We start from the raw sequence: 21,009 nt of genomic DNA, 5'->3' as shown, positions 1-21,009 counted from the left end.
TACTCTAGAAAAAGTTACATATTATATTGCTGTGCCAGAAAAACTAGAGCTCCTTTTGGCATCGCAGTGCGATGCCAAAAGGAGCTCTAGTTTTGGGTGACAACTCTATTATCTATTGCCTCAGCAATGTTAGGGAATTCAGGAATTTAAGAGAATACTCTACGTGGGGTGCGTTGCGCCCCACGCAGAGTATTCTCTTAAGTTGCCAGGGTAATAAGTTCATGCCCGCGATTGGCTCAGTCGTGCCAGGGCGGGAACCCATTGTTCTACGCCCCATGCTATATCCCCAGAAACGGGCATCAAGAGATCTACATGAATTCTGTGAAAAGCCTTTATGAGAAGTATTTAAAAGATAAATTCTTTAGATGTCATCATTTCAAAACAAGGCTATAGTGCAGGACAAACAGTACACGAAGGGGTTGGGCGCATTCTTTGAATCCTCCCCATGTCGTCGTTACTCATTTTGTGCTGTTCCCTTAAATTTTGATTTGGATGCGATGGCTAATACGGCACCAGTTTTAAATACAGCGGGTAATCCGACACTACCCAACATTCTTCAAGACATTTCCAGCGAAACGAATACCGGTATCTCTCTTCTCGATCTGGCGGGTAGTTTGATTACTGATGCCGATAATGGGTTTGAGGCGATCGCTATCACCGGAGCTGATAGCACCAACGGCACCTGGCAGTATTCCACAAACGGTGGCACCGATTGGCAGAACTTTCCCACAGGAATTAACGGTAACAACGCCCTGGTTCTGGGGGCACAAGCCCTTTATGTGCCAGGGGTGAGTGGAACGCCACCAGCACCCGGTACCCAATCCTGGCTGTTCTACAATAATCCTACAGGAGCCACGCAGACAGCGGGTACAGACGGTACCATCCTGGACACCAGTGCCAATTCAGCTATATACGCAGGTTATAGCAACTACAGCCTAACCGGAATCAAAAATTCCAGTTTTCCTACTCTCGATCGGCAGCAGGGCTATAGCCTGGCGTTTGAGACCCGTATCAACTTAAATAACTTGGTGAATAGTAATCGCGCGGGCTTCAGTGTCACTGTCGTCAGCAGTGATGGGACGCGAGCCATTGAGTTAGCATTCCAGACCCTCACTCCAAATACGGGCCTTATTTTTGCCCAGTCAGATGACAGAACAGTCAACCCAAATGGGCAACTTCAGGGCCTCTTTACCCAGGCAGAAAGCGTCAGTTTCAACACAAACGTTTTAACCAGCTATCGGCTGGAGGTTGTGGGCAGCAACTATGTGTTGTTTGCTAATGGCACACAAATTTTAACGGGTCCCCTGCGGGACTACTCCAATTTCACACCCTCCAACCCCCTGATTCCCGACCCCTACAATTTTCCCAACTTCGTATTTTTTGGGGATAACACCACCTCGGCCAGTGGTCAATTTGAACTGGGAGATGTGGCCGTACAGACGGCAACACGCCTTCGGTTTGTACCCAACGCCGGATTTAGTGGTAAAGCTACAATTGGTTTCCGGGCGTGGGATAGCACCGATGGTAGCCTCAACGGCAGCACCGTTAATCTTGGGGTGGTCGGAGGGAATACGGCTTACAGCAGCAACCTTGAAACGGCGACGATTTCTGTCATCCCCCTGCCACCCACCATTGGGGCGATCGCCACAGATAACATTATCAACGCCACAGAAGCCACGACCGGGGCTACCATTAGCGGCACCACGCAACCCGGAGCCACTGTTAGCCTCACCATTGCAGGCCAAACCTATTTCGTCCCCGCTAACGGTACAACCTGGAGCTACACGCTAACCCCTCAGGACATCGCCAATTTGGGCCAGGGGTCAGGTCGCACCGTTACAGCCGTCACCACCGATGCTGCTGGGAATGTCAGCGGAAGCCAGGTATCGCAACCCTTTACGATTGATACAATTGCCCCGTCAGCCCCCACCGTTGAGGCGATCGCCACTGACAACATCATTAATGCGGCTGAAGCGACCGCTGGTGTCGTGCTTCGTGGCACCACCGATACAGGCACGACCATCAGGCTGATTGTAGCTGGGGAAAGCCGCACGGCTACAGTGAATGGCACGACCTGGAGCTACACGCTGAGCAACGCTGATCTCTCAAATTTAGAACAGGGGCCAGGAAAAACCGTCAGTATCACCGCTACGGATGCAGCGGGCAATACGGCTGTCATCCAATCCCAATCATTCACCATTAGTACAGAACCGCCAGCGGCACCCACGATTGGGGCGATCGCCACTGACAATATTATTAATGCCACAGAAGCCAGCGCTGGCATTGTTTTCAGCGGCACCACCGATGCAGGTACCACCGTTAGCCTTAATGTGGCAGGCACAACCCGCACAGCCGAGGTGAATGGCACGACCTGGACGTATACCCTGACCAGTGCAGATTTAACAAACCTGGGTCAGGGCACTGGAAAGAGTGTTACGATCACCGCCCGTAATGCGGCTGGAACCGAAACACCTACAGTTTCTCCGCTGTTTGATATTGATACGGTCGCACCCGCGAATGTCTCTCTGAGTAGCAATAGCGTTCTTGAAAATAGCTCAGCTAATACAGCAGTTGCAACGCTATTGGCAACAGATGTTAGCAACGTATCGTTTAGCTTTGTCAATGGCGACGGAGACAACAATAACAACGCCTTTCGGATTGAGAATAACCAGCTTTATCTGAATGTCCCCGCTGATTTTGAAGATCAAGCGACCTACAACGTTCGGATTCGTGCAACGGATGCAGCCGGTAACAGTATTGAAATCCCTCAAACGATTACAGTTACCAATGCCAATGAAGCTGTAACGGCGATCGCCCTCAGCAACACTATCATTCCGCAGAATGTAACTGGAGCCGTAATTGGCACACTAACAGTAACAGATCCAGATGCCCTTGCCGCCTTCCGCAACAACACGTTGACGGTAAGCGACAACCGCTTCGAAGTCGTGAACACCAACAACACACTGCAACTAAAACTACTGGATGGGCAGGCATTAACCTACAACGAGCTAACCAATGGACAACTTGCCCTGACCGTAACGGCAACCGATGCTACGGATGTAGCGTTAACCTTCACCGCCCCGTTTAACTTGTCCGTGGGCGGGACAGACGCTGCTGAATCGTTTGTTGCATCCCCACTCTTCGATCGCATTCTAGCCGGGGGAGGCGCAGATATCGTCACCGCAACTGTGGCGAACCTCGGCCAGAACGATGTTCTGGATAGTGGAGATGGCAGCGATCGCCTCACCCTCTCCGCTGGGGTCTCCACCGATTCCCTCACCCTTAACCTGACTCAACCAACCAACCAGTTGCAAGGCATCAATGGCCTGACGGTGCAGAACTTTGAGCAGTTCGACTTAAGCAACTTTGCAGGACGGCTCACAGTACAGGGCAGCGCCTTGGCGGATATTGTGCTGGGGGGTGCAGGCAATGACACCATAATTGGGGCCAGCGGTGACGACAGTTTGGCTGGTGGGGGCGGCAATGATGTTTTGAATGGCGGATTGGGGGCAGACTCTCTCAATGGTGGCCTGGGGAATGATCTGTATACCGTCGATAACGTTGGCGATCGCCTCACTGAAGGGCTCAACCAGGGCATCGATACCGTGCGCTCCTCAATCACCTGGACCCTGGGCAACCATCTAGAAAACTTAGTCCTGACTGGAAGCGGCAACATTAACGGATTGGGCAACACTCGTAACAACAGAATGACAGGCAATCGTGGGAATAACACCCTGACGAGTGGAGCGGGAAGCGATCGCCTCCTCGGTGGTTTGGGAGCAGATGCCCTCAACGGCGGTGCCGGCAACGACACCCTGACGGGCGGGGGCGGACGCGACAGCTTCCAATTCGCCTCTTCTCGCAGTTTCCGCCGCGCCGATTTTGGCGTGGATCGCATCACCGACTTCCTGCGGGGCCAGGATCGCATTACGCTCTCAGCCCGCGCATTTACGCTCCTCGGCAATTCGGTGGGGCGCAGCCTCAATGGCAACCAGTTTGCCAGCGTGACCAGCGATGCTGCAGCAGGACGGGTGGGAGCAGCGATCGCCTATAACCGCACCAATGGTCGCCTGTTCTACAACGCTAACGGTAGCGCTGCAGGATTCGGCACAGGAGGACAGTTTGCGACCCTTCAGGAAGCACCTGCGTTAACGCGTAATGATTTTACAGTGGTTGCATAATGTTCTTAAATTGGATGTCGTGTAACATAACGTCAGTTCGGGATAAGCCGAACCGCCCATTATTGCGTGCGCGACGCGCACGCAATAATGGGCTTTTTCGAGTGCCGCGCGAAGCGCGGCACTCGAAAAAGCCCTTAACCCGAACTGAGGTTAACATAGGTGAGTCGCAAGGGTGCAGGTGCAGCTCATGACCTACTCGGTGCTGGCTTCGGATTACGATGGAACGCTGGCGTTGCATGGGGCCGTGGATGAGGCAACTGTGCGATCGCTCTACCGATGGCGTGAAGCCGGTCGCAAGCTTGTGCTAATCACCGGGCGTGAGTTTGAAGACACCCTTCAGATTTGCTCATTCATTGATGCATTTGATTGGGTAGTCACTGAAAATGGGGCGATGCTGTATCATCCTGCTACCCAGACAGAAAAGCCTCTAACCCAAGGCCCTCCACAGGAGTTTGTGGAGGCGTTGCGCGATCGCGTCTACACAGCTGCTCGTACCAACACCGCCCCCCTCTCTGAAGAAATGCAGCGGCTCAAGAAGGCGTACCCTCTGGTAGGGCAGGGCCGGATCATCGTATCCACCTGGGAGCCTCATAGTGTGGAAGCGCGATCGCTGATTGAGGAAATGGGATTAGATCTACAAATTATTTTGAACAAAGGTGCTGTCATGATGCTGCCAACGGGCATCGATAAAGCCTCAGGATTGGCCGCCGCCGCGCAGGAATTAGAGGTGGAATTGACCGAGATCGTGGGGGTGGGGGATGCAGAGAATGACTTGCCTTTTCTCAACGTTTGCGGCTATGCCGTAGCGGTCGCGAATGCGCTACCCGAAGTGCAGTCTCAGGTTGACTGGGTAACTCATGCAGAGCGGGGAGCAGGCGTCGTAGAGTTAATCGATCGCCTGTTAAATACATAAACCATAAGAGGTTGAATGCGTTAATTTGATACAACGCATTTTTGCTGCGTGTAGAGTACGACGCACATCACACACAACAAAAACTGTGTAAGCCCTAAAGTAGAGTGATGTTGACTGCGTATCACGCAGTCAACATCACTCTACTTAAATTAGTGCGTGTGGGATTTTGGGCTGTGAGTCATCGTAGCCAAATAGGCTCGGCTCGCGGATTCCCGTTCCCCTGCATTGGCCAGCGCATCCGCTAACCGGAGATGGTCGGCAATGGTATGGTTGGGTTGGGCAACCGCTTCACTGTACTGGCGAATTTGTTGTTGGTAATAATCATATTCTTCAGCAGTCGTGGGAGGAAGATAAATAGCAGCGCTGGGGCGGATTGTAGGGGCGATCGCCACCAGGCTACTACCGGCCATTACAATAGCAAAAATCAGCCATTTTGCCAGACTCATCTGATCCTGCGAAATCCCATTAAACTCAGGTTCTGCATCAGTGAGTTCAAGCACAGTAGGCCATGAAGACGTCATCGGTGGGGCTCCAATCAAGTTCAGGGAAGTGAAAATCAATCAACCGAAATGATGGTTTGGATGCCGGCATCCAAACCATCCACGCTAAAAACTTCTAGCCGAAGCCTGGCCACTGACGGGGTAGGTACCTGTTGTATTACCTCGGGCATCCGTCAGCCTGCCATATAAAAACAACGTGACTAATTGGGTATTCGCACTATCTAAGCAGGCATAAAAGCCATTCGTACCTCTGAGCGTTTGTGTTGTAGCCGTACAGCCGCTAGGCATTGCACTGGGAGCCGTTAGAGCATCCACTAACAGAGTGTCAGCGCCTCCTACAACTCGGCGGCGAATCGTTGTGGCGGTCCATAAATTGCCAGAGCACCCATTAATTTCATGAACGTAGTAAACAATACGAGAACTATCGGGCATTACGAGGGTCATCACCCCAGTCGTTGGGCCGCACGACTGACTGGGTACATCCGTCGAGGTTGGGACGGTAATGGTTCTTGCCATGCGTACTTCATCAGCCATGAAGTCAAGAGCGCGGTTCAGGTTGGCCCGCCGTGAAATTTCTGACCCTGATTGTTGATTTGCCCGCAGCATGGTTGTGAGACCATAACCCGCCAGGGTAATCATGATGCTGGTTACCACCATGGCAATAATGAGCTCAACGATGGTAAATCCAGCGGTTGTTGGAGAGTAGTGTAGAAATCGTAAAAGCCGCTTCATGGCCGTTCTCCTGCAAGGTATCTAGCCGAGTCGGAACAAACGAAGGTGTGAATCGAGTTTCTTCGTTTGTGTATCCAGGGAAAATTCAAGAAAATCGAGGGAACTATTCAAAGACGAAAAGAAAAAACAGGGAAGTCAGGAAGGATGGAAATCACGACCCGTTACTCGGCACACAACTGGCCTCAAGGGTACCCGTACCGCTATAGACGCCTGTTCGAATTAGCCCTAGAGGCACCGACATCACCAAACACCGTTGCAGACTCGTTGTGGGAGATGAAATCACAACCGTAACAGGCTGGGTCATTGCACTCCCGTCCGTATTAGAAACAGCGCCCTTGATGTTAAATCGCATAGCTGTTGCAGATGAGCGAATGGCAACACGGCTCAAAGTGCGATTTCCTGTCACTAAACAGGCTCCCGTGATAGCAGAGGTACTCGTATTTAACGAGAGATTACAGGGAGTACTGGTACGCATCGCTTGCCGTTGCGCCTCCTGAAGTGCCCCTTGTATTTCCACTAAGGATTGATTGACTCGGGTTCTAGAATACATGCCCAGAAATCCTGGGGCAGCAATGGCTGATAAGATTCCAACAACGAGGACCACCACGACCATTTCGATTAGCGAAAAGCCGGCCTCAGTTACGCGCGCATTGAAACGCCACATTGGGTATCACCTCCGTATACATTGACATGATCGGGGTTGTTTCTCCTGCCCTCTGCACCCCATAGGTAATTTGCAATACCTCAAAGGGTGCTGCTGCCTGTACTACGGCACTGCGCGTCAGGGTGTAAGACTTTCCGGCAATCGTACGGCTTCCCCCGTTGGGCAACGTTGGCAGATTTTGCAGCACGATATTGGCATAGCCATTGGCAGCAGCGGTAGCTGTACACTTGCTGACGTTATACACTGTGGTTCCTGCTGTTTGCGCCCCTGGCAAAGATGCGGAGAGTTGAACGGTATTTGTCCCCGTATTCACTGTGTTAATGGTGTAGGCCGAGACACTGCGGCCTATAGTGATCCGTTCACCGGGACTTAATCCAGTGACTGACGTTAAGGTTAGGGTGTTTGCCCCCGCTAAAGCATTCGAAGCCAGAGTGTAATTAATTTGTGAGGCGCGCGATCGCACTGCTTCTAAATCCTGCTGAATCCAGTTCGTCGCTTCGGTGTTAACGCGAGCGCGAACCTTGAGCAGGGCTGACAAGCTAAAACTTGTCATCGCAATCCCAATGAACATAGACAGGATCAGGATAGCGACCATCACCTCGATCAAAGTAAATCCTGCCGTTTGAGACTGTAACAGCGCACGTGTCCCTACTGGTTTTGGAGCAGCCCGCATCCAAACCATGAACAATTGAATGAGATTAGAGCGCTTCTGCCTATTGAGTTTGATTAGGCATGGGTGTGATGCTGCCGTAGAAGCAGGTTGTGAAAGAGAAGTATAGTTTTGCATTGCTTATCTCACCTAAGGCTGTGCATCCTGCCGCTGCCATGTCTGGATGGGCGAAAAACGGGGCGGTAAGTTTTGAGGCATAACGCTCATCAGATCCCAGTCAGCGGTCTGCAAAACGGTAATGTTGCTGGTGTTAGAACCGCAACCGCCACTATTGCTCCAATTGTTAACCCATACCGCACCGCGAATACCGCCTGAACCGCCCGCTCCAGCAACCCCCACCGCATATCTGGGAGCCAGAACAAACATATCGATATAGTTGTTTCCGTTTAAGCAGATAGTGCTACCAGTCCCGCCATACCCATAAATTTGGAAGTTAGTCGGTCGGCAGGTAGGAACACCAGTACAGTTATGGATGATGTCTCCACCCCGACTGATATTGCCTGCCAGATAAATCGTGACGCGGGTACCAGGTGTAATCGTCAGGCTTCCATTTTGAGGAATGTTCAGGTTATTGATGCCATACTCATACACCTGAACCGTTTGGCCGTTGTTCAGAGTTTTGGTTGTGGCCTGGGCTCCTGGGTGAGGCAGCACCACGTCATTGTTATTTCCAGTGAAAGCGTTGTTGGGTAAGCTATTGAGTGAATTTCCGGTGGGCATTGTCGGCAGAGCAGGCATCTGCATCGTGGTGTAGTAGGCCCGATACGGTTCACTGGTATTTGGGTCAACACCCGTCGTTGAGAAGGCACTGAGGGGAACCGAACAGTCATTGGTCAGAACATTTCCCTGTACGGTGTTTCCTCCCGTTTGCCCACTGTTGAGCCAGAGACCCGGAATGGGTACTCCGCTCATATCTCCCGATTGCACTGGAATGGTCACTCGCAGACTATTGATACTGCTGCGGTTGGTTAACCGTCCTTCTACCTGTAATGTGCCAATGCCCGGTGCGCTATTAGGGCGAGTTGCGTCATTGGCCTGATATGTATAGTCCACCACTCGAAACTGGCCTTTACTGGGGCTAGCCGGATCAACGTTCTGCCAGTTGCGGGCACCAGCGGCAAACGCCGCAATATCGGTAGTACTGGTTGGACCACATAGATTACCAGTGCTGACAGTGGCGCGCGAGTTTGACCAAGCGCTCAGGTTATAGGTCGAAACGGAGCGGTTGTTATTGATGAAGGATTGGATGCGAGCCAAGCCACTTTCCGCAACGTTAAGACTGCTACCTGTGGCTTCCTGTTGATTGGCGGTCACATCGTCATTTTGCGATCGCAACAACAATGCTGCAGAAACCATCATGATCGCCAGCCCAAAACCTATGGCGATAGGCATGGCATAGCCGCGATCGCCATTTTTCCCAATTAAATGACGCCCTACTGCGTAGCCTCGCTTTAAAACTTTCATGGGTACCTTTCTCTCCGCCCAAACTTTCCTACTGCACTTCTAACGACTGGGAGATGGCACTGACTGATTTTTTCCTTGCGATTACAAGACTAAACCGAAATAATTAAGAACTTCAAAAGATAAAGCAGAGTTAGGTGGCATTTCATCAATGCTTAATTTTCTCGATTCAACATATAAAGAGTTTCCTAAGTTACTCTTGTATTTCCTGAAAGCGAGATGGAGCAAAGCACAGTAGAAATGTCAGAGTGGCCACAACCCTTCACATACAATTAATACACCGCCTGTAGCGGGGTCTCATAACCCCTGAATCATTCTGAAAAATTCTAATTTTTGCTATATACAGCACTTTTCAAGTCTATGAGGTACAAGTCATTTTTGTGAGAGCCTCGCAGAGCGAGGCTCTCACAAAAATGACTGCATTTTATTCAAGCGTAAAGCGCTGTATAGCAGATAAAAAATTCATTTTTTCCGGAATCTTAAATCATTCCTTGAAAAGGGAATAGGCTCTGTCTAGCCTGAAAAGAATGTTTGAAAAATTTCAAAAAAGCAATTCTTTTCGGCCCTCTAAGCATGAAAGATTAGCCTTTCAAGCATTCTTAAAAACGAAAATTTTGCTGGATCGATTGTTAGTATTCTTGCTATTGGGAAGAGTATTGGCGATCGCTTTGCACTATCTATACCTTTTCTAAGGCCAGGAAAGAGATCACATAAAGGAGAATGAGGTCATTTGAATGCGAATCTTATTGGTTGAAGATAATCACTTCATGAGCAAGGCATTGGCTTTAACCTTAACTTGTCAAACCTACACCATTCATTAGTTCGGACAGTTTTTCTGAAACCCTTGATTTTGCGTGCGCTTCGCGCACGCAAAATCAAGGGTTTCAGAAAAACTGTCCAGAGTATTAGACTCTCAAAATTTAGTGAAGTTATTGATATCAGAGAATACGCTATTGGTGATGAATAAGCTTAAGTTAAATTTAAATAAAAATACACTAAAATTCCCAACGCAGTTCATACACCGTGTAGAACGTGTTAACACTTCTAGAATATTCCCAACATTCTCAAAATTACGAAATTATATCAGCGTATCATCGCTTCCTCTAACAATAGGTTTGAGTTTATCTACAGGTAGTCTGTTTCTTTGGTGGGCTCTGTACGAGGCTGAACAATCTCACATTCAACAATCTATTGAACAAAAAACAGTAGCGTTGAGCGCTGAAATTACCGAACAGATTGAGCCCAAGATTCTGGCCTTAGTTCGCATGGCTCGACACTGGGAACAGGAGCATGGCCTCAGCCGCGAAAACTGGGAACTGGAAGCCCGGTTGAATCTTGAAGACTTTCGGGGATATGAAGCGATCGCCTGGGCAGACTCAACTTCTCAAATTCGCTGGACCGTCACTACCGAAACGAGAACTCCACTGCCACCGTTAAAACTTGACGCAGAGCCTGCCTTAAGTGCGGCTCTGGAGCAAGCTCGTATCACTGGAAACTTAGCCATCACCCCCTATGTGGATTGGATAGGCGGCCAGGATGAATTTTTTGTCATTGTTCCCATCCTAGGTTTCCCCAGGGTTCCCGCACAACCAAACGCTATTTGTACACAGCAGATTTTATTGGTGCCAGAGCAATGCTCCCCCCCTATCGATGGCTACATTGTTGGCATTTTTCAGGCACAAACGCTATTTAGCACCTTGCTCGATGATGGGGATGTTCAAGGTTATGCTGTGCAGATTTTTGGTCAGGATCGGCAACTGTATAGCCACCACACCAGCAAGCAGGTCAATAATCCAAGCTTGCTTCAAGAAACGACGATTACCCTGCATAACTTGAACTGGCAATTACAGGTTGCTCCGACACGGGCTTCATGGATTCGCTCCCAAACGTATTTACCTGCAGTTTCGCTTCTATCAGGATTAAGCCTGTCCTGGTTACTGGCCTTAGCCATTTATTTAGCGCAAAGTAGCGATCGCGCAGCCAAAACAGCCCATACTAGTGCCCTACGTCTCGCTGACTTTAAGTTTGCGCTGGATGCATCATCCATCGTGGCTATTACCAATGCTGATGGCATCATTCAATATGTCAACGAAAAGTTTTGTCAAATCTCTCACTACAGCCGTGCCGAGTTATTAGGGCAAACCCATAAAATTATCAATTCTGGCCATCATCCCCCTGATTTTTTTGCTCACCTGTGGACCACAATTGTGCACGGGCAGGTGTGGCATGGTGAAATGTGCAATCGGACGAAGCAGGGCGATCTTTTTTGGGTCGATGCCACCATCGTTCCTTTGCTAGACGATCAGCGAGAACCCATTCAATTTATTGCCATCAGCATCGATATTACCGAGAAAAAACTTCTAGAGACGCAGTTCTTGCGAGTTCAGCGTATGGAGAGCCTTGGCACTTTAGCCGGAGGTATGGCCCACGACCTGAACAATGTTCTCTCCCCCATCATGATGGCGGTACAGCTTCTGAAACAAAAAGAGCAGGATGAGGAAACGCAACAGTGGCTTGAGATTATGGCAGGCAGTGCCCAGCGAGGTGCCGATCTGATTAAGCAGGTTTTAGCCTTTGCCCGGGGTACAGAGGGCGATCGCATCGTCCTCCAACTGAGCGAGGTGCTTCACGAAATCAAACAGATTCTAGATGAAACCTTTCCCAAGGACATGACGATTCACCTGGATCTTGCTGATAGCCTATGGCCCGTGTTAGGCGATACGACTCAGTTGCATCAGGTATTTATGAACCTCTGCATTAATGCCCGAGATGCCATGCCTCAGGGTGGCACCCTGGCCATTGCTGCCAAAAATCTATGGATTGAGCAGCTCGACGCTCGCCACCAACCCGATCTCCAGCCCGGTGCTTATGTGGAAGTAACTGTCTCTGATACTGGCATGGGTATTCCCCCAAGCATCCTCGATCGCATTTTTGAGCCTTTCTTCACGACTAAAGACTTCGGCAAAGGCACCGGCATGGGGCTATCTACGGTCATGGGCATTGTTAAAAGCCATCAGGGGCTGATCACCGTCTCCAGCCAACTGCATCAGGGCACTCAATTTCAGGTTTACTTACCCGCAACGCAGCAGGGAGTGCAGGCGATCGCTCCCACAGCGCCATTGCACGACGGTCAGGGCGAACTCATCTTGGTTATTGATGATGAGACCGCTATCTGCGAAATGGCCCGCTCAACTTTGCAAAGCCGCCACTACCAAGTCATCACGGCCCGTTCAGGAGCCGATGCACTTCGGCTGTATCCCCAATATGGTGATGCCATTGGGTTAGTGCTAGTGGATGTGATGATGCCAGAAATGGACGGCGTGATGACAATCGCATCCCTATACAGGCTCAATCCGGCACTCAAATTTGTCATTATGAGTGGCTTAGTGACTAACCCAGATCTGTCAGGTATATCGGATGCCACAATCGCCAAAATACTGGCCAAACCCTTTACCGCTAATGAGTTATCACTGGCCATTCGTCAGGCTTTAGAACTGGGTTGAAACCGGAGCGTTCCACATCCAGAGGATATGGGACACTCAATTTTCAAAGCAATCACCGTAAATCGTCAGGGATGGAAACCGCTGAGAGGCCAGCGATCGCCCGTAAATTCTGTACCCGCAACAACTCCACAAAATTCAGCGGAAAGCGGTTCTCAATGCGTGCAACGGATTCAATCGCTCCCATCAGATGCCGGGCTGCATCCTGCTCTGAATAACCGCGCCGCAATGCAAACTGAACGGCTGTTTCATCCGCTTCAATTTCCTGCTTGGAGCTTTGATTCTCCTTCCAGATCTGCCAGCCCGCCCAACCCGTCAAGGCACCGGCTGCCACCACACCCACGGCATCCCCCTGTACTAGCTCAACCACACTTCCCAGAGCCCCCACTAAAGCCAGCCCGCGCTGCCAATCCACCTTGAACCAGCGAGCAGCGGTTGCCCACACCACAGTACGCAGCAGTAACATGTCTCGCTGGGATTGAGGCAAATCGGCCCACAGGTCAAAATTAATGGCGATCGCCCGATTCCGATCCCAGGGAAGCGGCGGGGATGCTGCAATAATCTGCGTCTGGTCAGGTTTGCTCACCAGCTTGCAGTACATACGACCAGAGGCAGGCATCAGGTCGATCAGGTGTGCCATTTCAGTATCGGGATTCATGGCGGGCATTTTAGAGGATGGGCGATCGCGACGGCAGACTACAGTTTTAAGTCTACGATCTCCCAAATCGACTTTTACAGCACTTCTCGTTTGCATAGGCCACAGCAAATTTTGTGAGAGCCGCACGGAGCCCGGCTCTCACAAAATCAGGACTTACGCATTTGTGTTGTGGGTGGGGTGCTTCGCACCCCACCCACAACACAAATGCGTAAGTCCTGAAAATTTGTAGATGCCAGACGATCAAGAATCGCTATACAACTGAGGTACTGATTACCCTTCTGTATCTATACTGGCTCCCTGCCAAACGAGATTTACAAATGGCTTCTTAAAAGCTATCCGAAAGCCGAATTTAGGGAGAGTAAGGTGCGTATGCACCCGCTCTCCCTCATATCAAATCCGGTTGAAGAACCATATAAGTTGGGCTTTCGGATTGGCCCTTAAAATGTGCAGTGATTAAATGCTTCAACACAGCGTATAAACATCTCAACCCCCAACCCCAAGGCTGTCTCATCAAAGTCAAAGCGAGGATGATGGTGCGGGTACGCCAACCCCTTATCCACATTGGCTGAGCCGAGAAAGAAGTAGCACCCTGGTACCTCTTGCAGGAAATAAGACATATCCTCACCCCCCATGGTCTGGCACTCTGGCACCACACCCACGGGAGTTTCCACCACCGACTCGGCAACAGAGCGAACGAGATCGGCGATCGCCCGGTCATTCATAACAGGAGGATACAGCCTCTGATAATCCAGCGAATACGTTGCCCCAAAACCCTGACAGATGCCGCCGATCAGCTCCCGAATGCGCGTCTCGAAGAAGGTTGACAGTTTCGGGTCGAAGTAGCGCACCGTACCGTTAAGGCTGGCAGAATCAGCGATGACATTGCGAGCACTCCCCGCATTAAATTTGCCTACTGTCACCACACCCGACTGGATGGGGTCCAGATTGCGTGCCACAACGGTTTGCAGGGCGTTGACAATCTGCGATGCGACTACGATCGCATCCACCGTCTGGTGGGGCATGGCCCCGTGACCACCCCGCCCCTGCACCACCAAATCAAACTGCTCAACTGCCGCCATCAAAGCGCCAGCTCGCACACCTACCGTCCCCAGAGGCAGGTTATTCCAAAGATGAAGCCCAATAATAGCATCCAGCGACGGATTCTCTAGCGCCCCCGCATCAATCATCGGCTTGGCTCCTCCTGGCCCCTCCTCCGCAGGCTGGAAGATGAATTTGACCGTACCCGCTAACTGCTCGCGATGTTGCATCAGGTAATAGGCTGTACCCAGGGCGATCGCCACATGCCCATCATGACCACAGGCATGCATTCGTCCCTCATGCTGCGATCGATACGGCACCTCATTCGCCTCGTGAATCGGTAGCGCATCCATATCGGCCCGAATGCCCAACACCGGCCCTGATTGGCTCCCTTCGATCAGCGCCACAATCCCTGTCTCTGCCACTCCAGTCTGGTGAGGAATCCCCCACTCCTGCAACTTCTGCGAAATAAACGCCGAAGTCAATTTCTCCTTAAACCCTAATTCTGGCTTTTGGTGCAGCCCTCGCCGCCATTCCACGAGCTGTGCCTGCAACGAACGAATCTCAAGCCGAATACGAGATGCTTCGATGGGCAAGGGTTTCAGAGTAGTTGCGACCATAAGGATACGAGTGAATAAGGGATTGTATACAATCTAGCGTTTTAATGATGGCGATGCGGAAAGTTAAATTGATGACTATTTGGAAAAGCCGTAGATTTATTGTGAGACGAAGATCCCCGATTTTTCTAGGAAAAACCGGGGATCTGAAATTAGTTATGTGTTCTTCGTGTGTTTCTTATGCAAATAATCGAAAACACTCTTGTCACCAATATCGGCAGGAATGTCTTGAAAGGCTTTGCGTACCGCGAATACCAACATCAACATAGCCCAGACGGAAAGGAGAATTTGCTCGGCTAAAGGGGGAAGTAAGCCAACCATGTGACCCACCAGTAAAAAGGGAACAACGGGCGTCAACACCTTTGTTTCCAAACGGTTGAAGCAGAAGGCTTCCTTAAAGAAGATCCCTGTTAAGGCCGCAAAGGTAAAACCAATCCCCAGGATCGTGATGGGATGCTCATAAACTGTGACGGCAAACGGTTCGGGGTAGAGATGAGAGATGGCGATCGCCGCCACAACTCCCACCACCCAAAACGCTTGCAACGCCCGGTGCAACGCCGCCATATAAATATGAATGGTGAACAAACTCACCCCCAACGCCAGGGTAAACACCGTGTAGAGGGCTGAGATAGCATGTTGCACTACCTCCGAGTCAGGCTGACGGAGTACGAGGGTGGTGGCGATCGCAAAACTCAAAGCTGCCACCATCAGAGCCGAGCGATAGATGAGGACGCCTTTGCGATCGTCATCGGTAATCGTAAACTCCCCAAACTGCCCCTGATACATCACTGGGATTGGCGTCATTGAATCTTGCATAGCGCTATTTCCCTTAGCATTTTATAGAGTTGGTGGATGGGCGTTCGCATCATCCTGTCATATCTCCCATCATAGTAGGAAGCATGAGGGGTCATTTGAAAAGGGCGCTTTTTCGTGGCCAGAAAACCCAGAAAACACGCCGTTTCACTAGCGTTTCAAACGGCTTCTTTCATAACCCTGTAGGCTTCAGCGCCTTTAAAGCGCTGAAAATCTGGTTGTTTTTGTGAGAGCCGCGCGGAGTGCGACTCTCACAAAAACAACCGTGGCTAATTCAAGCGCAAAGCACTGTAATATTGCTATCTAGGCCAGAGCGATAAATTAGTAGTCTTTCCTCTAACCAAATTGAAGTTGCACTGGATCTCCTACGGCAACTCCCAACTGTTCTTGCGCATTGCCAGCATTCACTGCCACTTCGACCCATCCGTGGCTACCGACAAGTGCAACCAGATTACCAGCGGGAACAGCGCTGTAAGCGGTGCTTCGAGGCAACTGGTGATTGTGGATTTGTAGAACCCACGTGGGATTCATCACGAGTTGGGCAGGAATGTTGGTAATTAAATTGCCAAAGCCATCAATGTATTGGATACAGCCCACTAAACCATTTCCCTCCTGCTCGCAGGGAGGGATGGGTAAGCGGATGAGGCTGGCGGGGGCGATCGCCTCCCCCAAGTTTTCCAACGGCACCCCGCGTGCCAGATGCGCCCCCACCGCGGCAAAGATGTCTCGCCCATGGAAGGTAGCACTGGGGTCGGGGGTGCGCCAATAGAACAGATTGGTTAGCTCGACGGCTGCGACAATGGGCTCTTGTTCCAGCACACCGCTGAAGAGGCCATTGTCGGGGCCGACAAGGAAGTTGCGGGTGGTTTGGAGAGCGATCGCTCGCCGCCTTCCTCCCACCCCCGGATCCACCACTGCCACATGTACCGTCCCAGCCGGGAAAAAGGGCACCGCATTCATCAGATTGAAGCGCCCAGCGGCAATATCTTGGGGTGGAATCTGGTGAGTCAGATCAACCACTTGCACCGTGGGGTTAATGTCCGCAATCACTCCCTTCATGACGCCCACATAAGCGTCTTTCAAACCAAAGTCTGTTAGCAAAGTCAGCAGTCGTGATCCGCCGCGCCTCACTCAACTCGCTCCTGGTGGTATCGTTGCCCCCAGGCGTGCATGGCATCCAGAATCGGTTCCAAAGTGCGGCCCAGGGGTGTCAGAGAATACTCTACCTTAGGCGGCACCTGGGGATAAACCTCTCGGTGAATAATGCCATCATCCTCTAACTCGCGGAGTTGCTGAGTCAGCATTTTTTGTGTCACGCCGTTGAGGGAACGGTGCAGTTCGTTAAAGCGCTTCACGCCGTTGAAGAGTTCGTGGAGAATCAGCACTTTCCAGCGGCCACCAATGATGTCGAGGGTGGTTTCGACGGCGCAGGTGAGGCGATCGCCCCCTGTCATCAACGGTTGGTCACCAATAGCCTGAACGGAAACCTCATAGGTGCTTTCCATCGCTCGAAAACCTCAGGAAACTCGAATAGTATCTTTTTGGGTAGTACCTTACTTTTAAGTGCATACTTCCCTTATCTGATGTACTTACTATAAACTCAAATACATCGGAACAAAGATGAATATTTACTTCACTCCAATCCGATACACCCAGGCAGTGGTGATGCACTCGTAGACATACAAACTGCTCAGGTGCATACCTTCGTTCTTCATAGTTTGATGATTTCTACAGACTGACGGTCAAAAGTTCCGCGTTTCTTCTCCCGTAAACCCTCACACGTCTGGAGCTGATTCAGCAGGTCTTCCAATTGGTCTAATGCTATTTCACTGGTCGTTTCATAGATGTTTGAGTGACAGCGATCGCCTCGATTAATCGACTCAATTTGTTTCTTCCAGCTTGAATCTTCGACTGCTTAAACAATCCACAAGTCTATTCCTTAAATCATTCCTTAACCCTTCAGGAGGCTTTTCTCAATGATTACGCTCCGTCCTTCTAACGAACGCGGTCATGCTAACCACGGTTGGCTAGATAGCTATCACACCTTCTCTTTCGCCAACTATTACGATCCTGAGCACATGGGCTTCCGTGCCCTGCGGGTCATCAACGAAGATCGCGTCGCCGCTGGCCGAGGCTTTGGCACTCATCCCCACCGCGATATGGAAATCATTTCCTATGTCCTATCTGGTTCGTTAGCTCACAAAGATAGCATGGGTAATGCCGCCACCATTACCACGGGCGAAGTGCAACGCATCACAGCAGGTACGGGCATCGCCCACAGCGAGTTCAATCCTTCCGATCAAGACCCCGTTCATTTCCTGCAAATTTGGATTCTGCCGGATACCACTGGCCTACCCCCCAGCTACGACGAGAAGTCCTTCCCAACGGAAGTGAAGCAAGGGCAATGGCGGCAGATGGCGGGCCACAATCCAGCGGATGGAGCTGTTCACATCAATCAGGATGTGGATCTCTACGCGACCGTGCTGACGGAGGGCGAAACCCGCTCTTTTGAACTGCGCCCCGATCGTTATGCTTGGGTACAAGTCGCGCAAGGCAAAATCACCCTCAATGGTCAATCCATGGAAGCCGGAGATGGTGCGGCGGTTAGCGATAAAACGCTGTTAGAGTTGCAAGCCCATAGTGATGCGGAAGTGTTGCTGTTTGACCTGGCATAATCGAGCCCAATAACCACCAGGGGGGTGAGGCGATCGCCCCCCTTTCCGTCCTACTGTAAAGATGATGTAAGCCGAGAAGATCTATGGCCCTGGGAATGCTGGTGGATGGCAAATGGACATCCAAACGTGAACAAGAAGACAAACAAGGACGGTTCGTTCGTCCTTCCACAACCTTTCGTCATCACATCACTGCCGATGGTTCAAGTGGGTATAAAGCGGAGCGCGATCGCTATCACCTCTACGTTTCTCTCGCGTGTCCTTGGGCACATCGTACATTGATTATGCGATCGCTTAAAGGGCTTACCGACATCATCACCGTTTCCATTGTCGATCCGTTTATGGGGGATGATGGGTGGTTCTTCTCAGATTATCCGGGTGCCATTTCTGATGATGTGAATGGAGCACAGTATCTCCGTGATCTCTACATCAAAGCAGAGCCCAGTTATACTGGGCGCGTCACCGTTCCTATTCTCTGGGACAAGCAGACAGGCACCATCGTTAATAACGAGTCTCGCGAAATTATTCGTATCTTCGACACCGAGTTTAGCGAGTTCGCAAAACCCGATGTGGACTTGTATCCCAAAGACTTACGCCAGAGCATTGATGAAACCATCGATGCCATTTACCAGCCAATTAACAACGGGGTTTACCGCGCCGGATTTGCTGTTAAACAAGAGGCTTACGAAGAAGCCGTTACCGAACTTTTTGAAGCGCTAGATCATTGGGATCAGGTGTTGGGCAAACAACGCTACCTCTGCGGCAACCAGTTAACGGAAGCAGACGTTTGCATGTTTACGACGCTGCTTCGCTTTGACCCGGTCTACTATGTTCACTTCAAATGCAACCTGCGCCACATTTGGGATTATCCCAATTTGTCTGGTTACCTGCGGGATATTTACCAAACCCCTGGTGTTAAGGAAACCTGCAATCTGGATCACATCAAGCAACACTATTACCGCAGCCATCCGGGCGTGAATCCTCATGGAATTGTTCCACTAGGTCCGGTGATGGATCTGGATCGTGAACATGGGCGCGATCGCCTTTACCATTAGCAACTCTTTCTGAATACGTAAGTTGGAGATTGAATTGGACGAAGTAAAATCTAATCTCCAACCTACGTTGTATAGCTCTAAGTGATTATCCAATTTCAGCTATAAACTTTATAAGTCTTACATGCTAGTTCTAATAACTTCTCTTACGACTTCAATCAATCCAGGCAAATTTTTTCTCATTGCTTCTCTAGTACTTTGAACTGTAGTTCCCGAGCGGGAGTGCCCTATCTGATTTCGCAACTTCGTATAAATCGTTTCAGGCATACCTGATTTTCTTGAATAGAATGGAAGGTTAGTATGTATATTGGGTTGTTTAGTAATAACAAATTTGTCTACTTGCTCTTGCTTATCTCCCTTAAGTGAAAGAATTATATTGTATAAAGCCATGAATTGAGCGAGTGGATCTTCTAGGCCAATAGCAAAGTAGAAGAAGTCATAATACATGTAGTTAGGATTATCTCTCCTCTCCAGTAGTGCTCTCAGAGGCTTGAGTGCTGCTGCTGAAAGTAGGCAACTTCCAATCACTCTAGTGTGAAACTGTTGATTGAGTTCTGAGCTCCCAGCAACAATTTCAGAAGTTTTATTCGCTGAAAACTCTACTACTTCTTTTCTAGTCACTTGGTGAAACGAACTAAATTGAAAAGCGATGAGCTTTATTAGTTCAAAAGCAACTTCTTCAGCCTTAAGAAGCGCAAAATCACGACTATTTTGATTTTTAATTTTGACTATTAAAGTTAGTCCTTGCACAATAGAGGATGCAATAGTAACACCTACAACATCCTTGTCTGGATATTGAATTTCAGTTGGTTCGAATACTAATCCAGAAAAGTTACCCTGAAATACTACTTGGCCTTCAAACATCTTCTCTAGTTCGTAATTTCTGGGTCGGATTTATCTATATTCACTTTACATAACTTACGTGATGACACGAGAAAAGCTTTTTTGAATACCATATATTATTCTAACAAATCTAAAACCCCCGGTAATACCAGGGGTTTGGAACTAAGCAGAGTTAGAAATATAGAAACCTTAACCTAACAAGCTCCGCAGCATCCACGCAGTTTTCTCATGCACCTGCATCCGCTGGGTGAGCAAATCCGCAGTCGGCTCATCGTTCGCCTGCTCCACAGTTGGGAAAATGGATCGTGCCGTGCGAACTACTGCTTCCTGACCTTCTACCAACTTGCGAATCATTTCCTCTGCTGGGGGTACGCCCGCCTCCTCGCTGATAGATGAGAGGTTCGTAAATTCTTGATAGGTGCCCGGAGCCGGGAAGCCAAGGGCACGAATTCGTTCGGCTATGAGATCTACTGCCAGTGCTAGTTCGGTATATTGCGTCTCAAACATCAAATGCAATGTTTGGAACATCGGCCCGGTCACATTCCAGTGAAAATTATGGGTTTTTAAATAGAGCGTATAGGTATCTGCCAGGAGTCGGGAGAGCCCTTGAGCAATCTCTTGACGAGCATTCTCTTCGATTCCGATATTGATGGGCATAGCCTGCATTTTGAGGTATCTCCTTGTCCGATAATAAT

Annotated in this window: 17 protein-coding genes; 5 read left to right on the top strand and 12 right to left on the bottom strand. The window is 50.0% G+C overall.

Annotation, left to right across the window (positions count from 1 at the left end; genetic code table 11):
- Positions 1–497 precede the first annotated feature (497 nt).
- Both NDI52_RS03830 and NDI52_RS03825 read left to right on the top strand, forming a co-directional pair.
- Entirely contained in the window at positions 498–4,181 is a 3,684-nt protein-coding gene (locus NDI52_RS03830; RefSeq protein ID WP_190775105.1) for a hypothetical protein, read from the top strand.
- Positions 4,182–4,368: 187 nt separating this feature from the next.
- Entirely contained in the window at positions 4,369–5,094 is a 726-nt protein-coding gene (locus NDI52_RS03825; protein WP_190789522.1) for an HAD family hydrolase, read from the top strand.
- A gap of 149 nt (positions 5,095–5,243) precedes the next feature.
- Here NDI52_RS03825 and NDI52_RS03820 read toward each other — a convergent pair whose 3' ends face one another.
- The 5 genes from NDI52_RS03820 to NDI52_RS03800 form a co-directional block, all read right to left on the bottom strand.
- On the bottom strand, positions 5,244–5,615 hold the full coding sequence (locus NDI52_RS03820) for a hypothetical protein (RefSeq protein WP_190773897.1): 372 nt from the start codon (positions 5,613–5,615) through the stop codon (positions 5,244–5,246).
- Between the two features lie 84 nt (positions 5,616–5,699).
- Positions 5,700–6,326, bottom strand: a complete 627-nt coding sequence (locus tag NDI52_RS03815; protein ID WP_190773898.1) for a prepilin-type N-terminal cleavage/methylation domain-containing protein — start codon at positions 6,324–6,326, stop codon at positions 5,700–5,702.
- A 151-nt stretch (positions 6,327–6,477) separates the two neighbouring features.
- Positions 6,478–6,876, bottom strand: a complete 399-nt coding sequence (locus NDI52_RS03810; protein ID WP_242035953.1) for a hypothetical protein — start codon at positions 6,874–6,876, stop codon at positions 6,478–6,480.
- Between the two features lie 85 nt (positions 6,877–6,961).
- Complete coding sequence (locus NDI52_RS03805) at positions 6,962–7,672, bottom strand: type II secretion system protein (RefSeq protein WP_190773900.1); 711 nt, start codon at positions 7,670–7,672, stop codon at positions 6,962–6,964.
- Positions 7,673–7,789: 117 nt separating this feature from the next.
- Positions 7,790–9,124, bottom strand: a complete 1,335-nt coding sequence (locus NDI52_RS03800; RefSeq protein ID WP_190773901.1) for a hypothetical protein — start codon at positions 9,122–9,124, stop codon at positions 7,790–7,792.
- 1,112 nt (positions 9,125–10,236) lie between these two features.
- On the opposite strand from NDI52_RS03800, the gene NDI52_RS03795 reads away from it, so the two are divergent.
- Positions 10,237–12,624, top strand: a complete 2,388-nt coding sequence (locus tag NDI52_RS03795; RefSeq protein WP_190773902.1) for an ATP-binding protein — start codon at positions 10,237–10,239, stop codon at positions 12,622–12,624.
- Positions 12,625–12,676: 52 nt separating this feature from the next.
- Here NDI52_RS03795 and NDI52_RS03790 read toward each other — a convergent pair whose 3' ends face one another.
- From NDI52_RS03790 to NDI52_RS03770, 5 genes are all read right to left on the bottom strand, one after another.
- Entirely contained in the window at positions 12,677–13,375 is a 699-nt protein-coding gene (locus NDI52_RS03790; protein ID WP_242035954.1) for a DUF3318 domain-containing protein, read from the bottom strand.
- Positions 13,376–13,716: 341 nt separating this feature from the next.
- Positions 13,717–14,937 carry a M20 family metallopeptidase gene (locus tag NDI52_RS03785; protein WP_190773903.1) on the bottom strand — a complete coding sequence of 407 codons (1,221 nt, stop codon included), beginning with the start codon at positions 14,935–14,937 and terminating at the stop codon, positions 13,717–13,719.
- A 153-nt stretch (positions 14,938–15,090) separates the two neighbouring features.
- Entirely contained in the window at positions 15,091–15,750 is a 660-nt protein-coding gene (locus tag NDI52_RS03780) for a DUF2301 domain-containing membrane protein (protein ID WP_190773904.1), read from the bottom strand.
- Between the two features lie 333 nt (positions 15,751–16,083).
- Positions 16,084–16,878: an SAM-dependent chlorinase/fluorinase gene (locus NDI52_RS03775; protein ID WP_347280080.1), complete on the bottom strand. Its 795-nt coding sequence runs from the start codon at positions 16,876–16,878 to the stop codon at positions 16,084–16,086.
- A complete protein-coding gene (locus tag NDI52_RS03770; protein ID WP_190773921.1) occupies positions 16,875–17,201 on the bottom strand; it encodes a helix-turn-helix domain-containing protein in 327 nt (108 codons plus the stop codon). Before NDI52_RS03770 ends, NDI52_RS03775 begins: the two co-directional genes overlap by 4 nt.
- Before the next feature lie 522 nt (positions 17,202–17,723).
- Between NDI52_RS03770 and NDI52_RS03765 the strand changes: the two genes are divergently transcribed.
- Entirely contained in the window at positions 17,724–18,422 is a 699-nt protein-coding gene (locus tag NDI52_RS03765; protein ID WP_190773905.1) for a pirin family protein, read from the top strand.
- Positions 18,423–18,505: 83 nt separating this feature from the next.
- A complete protein-coding gene (locus NDI52_RS03760; protein WP_277874455.1) occupies positions 18,506–19,474 on the top strand; it encodes a glutathione S-transferase family protein in 969 nt (322 codons plus the stop codon).
- A gap of 117 nt (positions 19,475–19,591) precedes the next feature.
- Here NDI52_RS03760 and NDI52_RS03755 read toward each other — a convergent pair whose 3' ends face one another.
- Positions 19,592–20,335 (bottom strand): hypothetical protein, encoded by a 744-nt coding sequence (locus NDI52_RS03755; protein WP_190773906.1) that lies wholly within the window; start codon positions 20,333–20,335, stop codon positions 19,592–19,594.
- Between the two features lie 168 nt (positions 20,336–20,503).
- The gene (locus NDI52_RS03750) at positions 20,504–20,980 is read right to left on the bottom strand and encodes a Dps family protein (protein WP_190773907.1); all 477 of its coding nucleotides are present in this window, start codon (positions 20,978–20,980) and stop codon (positions 20,504–20,506) included.
- Positions 20,981–21,009 lie beyond the last annotated feature (29 nt).

Origin of the sequence: Leptolyngbya sp. PL-A3, assembly GCF_039962325.1 — a bacterium.
Taxonomy (GTDB): domain Bacteria; phylum Cyanobacteriota; class Cyanobacteriia; order Elainellales; family Elainellaceae; genus Vacuolonema.
Note: the sequence above shows the minus strand (reverse complement) of the source record. Positions and strands in the feature narration are given on the sequence as shown.

Coding starts and splice junctions, on each gene's coding strand:
- NDI52_RS03830 (WP_190775105.1), top strand. CDS start 498: ATGGCTAATACGGCACCAGTTTTAAATACAGCGGGTAATCCGACACTA.
- NDI52_RS03825 (WP_190789522.1), top strand. CDS start 4,369: ATGACCTACTCGGTGCTGGCTTCGGATTACGATGGAACGCTGGCGTTG.
- NDI52_RS03820 (WP_190773897.1), bottom strand. CDS start 5,615: ATGACGTCTTCATGGCCTACTGTGCTTGAACTCACTGATGCAGAACCT.
- NDI52_RS03815 (WP_190773898.1), bottom strand. CDS start 6,326: ATGAAGCGGCTTTTACGATTTCTACACTACTCTCCAACAACCGCTGGA.
- NDI52_RS03810 (WP_242035953.1), bottom strand. CDS start 6,876: ATGTATTCTAGAACCCGAGTCAATCAATCCTTAGTGGAAATACAAGGG.
- NDI52_RS03805 (WP_190773900.1), bottom strand. CDS start 7,672: ATGGTTTGGATGCGGGCTGCTCCAAAACCAGTAGGGACACGTGCGCTG.
- NDI52_RS03800 (WP_190773901.1), bottom strand. CDS start 9,124: ATGAAAGTTTTAAAGCGAGGCTACGCAGTAGGGCGTCATTTAATTGGG.
- NDI52_RS03790 (WP_242035954.1), bottom strand. CDS start 13,375: ATGCAAACGAGAAGTGCTGTAAAAGTCGATTTGGGAGATCGTAGACTT.
- NDI52_RS03785 (WP_190773903.1), bottom strand. CDS start 14,937: ATGGTCGCAACTACTCTGAAACCCTTGCCCATCGAAGCATCTCGTATT.
- NDI52_RS03780 (WP_190773904.1), bottom strand. CDS start 15,750: ATGCAAGATTCAATGACGCCAATCCCAGTGATGTATCAGGGGCAGTTT.
- NDI52_RS03770 (WP_190773921.1), bottom strand. CDS start 17,201: ATGACAGGGGGCGATCGCCTCACCTGCGCCGTCGAAACCACCCTCGAC.
- NDI52_RS03765 (WP_190773905.1), top strand. CDS start 17,724: ATGATTACGCTCCGTCCTTCTAACGAACGCGGTCATGCTAACCACGGT.
- NDI52_RS03760 (WP_277874455.1), top strand. CDS start 18,506: ATGGCCCTGGGAATGCTGGTGGATGGCAAATGGACATCCAAACGTGAA.
- NDI52_RS03755 (WP_190773906.1), bottom strand. CDS start 20,335: ATGTTTGAAGGCCAAGTAGTATTTCAGGGTAACTTTTCTGGATTAGTA.
- NDI52_RS03750 (WP_190773907.1), bottom strand. CDS start 20,980: ATGCAGGCTATGCCCATCAATATCGGAATCGAAGAGAATGCTCGTCAA.